The 871-nt window shown below is 61.8% G+C and carries 2 protein-coding genes; one reads left to right on the top strand and one right to left on the bottom strand.

Annotated elements, in window-relative coordinates; translation table 11 throughout:
• Positions 1–130 precede the first annotated feature (130 nt).
• Positions 131–673, top strand: coding sequence for a TIGR02391 family protein (locus tag ACXMYJ_RS29240; RefSeq protein WP_460359565.1), 543 nt, complete (start codon positions 131–133; stop codon positions 671–673).
• A 4-nt stretch (positions 674–677) separates the two neighbouring features.
• Here the strand turns inward: ACXMYJ_RS29240 and ACXMYJ_RS29235 are convergent.
• On the bottom strand, positions 678–871 hold a 194-nt coding region (locus tag ACXMYJ_RS29235), incomplete at its 5' end, for a hypothetical protein (RefSeq protein WP_460359564.1).

Below are 871 nucleotides of genomic sequence, written 5' to 3'. Positions count from 1 at the left end.
CCTCAACCACCGGTGGCGGACTCCACCCCTCACGGGCAGATTCGTGTCCGCCACTGGGCAGTTCTTACTGGCCACCTACGGGCACTTCTCATGTCCGCCTACGGGCAGTTCCAACTGTCCATTGACAGAGATGTGGATAACTGTCACCCAGCCGCACTCGCTCGTACAGCCGGACGACATCCTCGCCGCGTCCGAACACACCATCGGCATCCTTGAATCGATGGTCGACCGTGTCGATGTCACCGGCGACATCAGCATCGAGGATATGCACCCTTTGGTCTGGGGCGCGGCTCGAGGCCAATGGCGCATCGAGTTGTACCGCGAAGCGGTGTCATCCGCCGTGGGCGCTGTCATCGACCACGTCCGCCAGCTCACCGGAAGGACTGACCTCGACGACAAGGACGTTTTCACGCAGGCCTTCTCGCAGAGTCCACCCAAGGCTGGTGCTCCGCGATTGCGCTGGCTCGGAGGTAATCAAGACCAGACCGTCATATCGATGAACCGCGGCTTGTTGAGTTTCTCGACGGGCGTCCATGCTGCGATCCGAAACCCAACCACCCACGACCGGACGCAGCTATCGGCGCAGGAGGCCGCCGAGAGGCTCGCCGCTTTAAGCCTTCTGGCGACTTGGGTGGAGAAGTGCAGGCTCGACAGCGTCGACGCCACGCAGTGAACAATCACTCGCGAGAACTCAAGCGCTGGAACCGCCGCCGCGAAATCCATTTGAGGCACAGCGATACGGTCTGATCCACCCCGGCGTGTCTGGAGAGTTCTTCCGTTGGGAAGGATGGGCACGTGGGATCGAAGTCATCGAGGCGGTATCCAGACGAGCTGAAGGTGCGGGCGGTGCAGATGGTGGCCGATCTGCGCA

The sequence above is a fragment of the Mycobacterium sp. ZZG genome (assembly GCF_054786995.1).
Note: the sequence above shows the minus strand (reverse complement) of the source record. Positions and strands in the feature narration are given on the sequence as shown.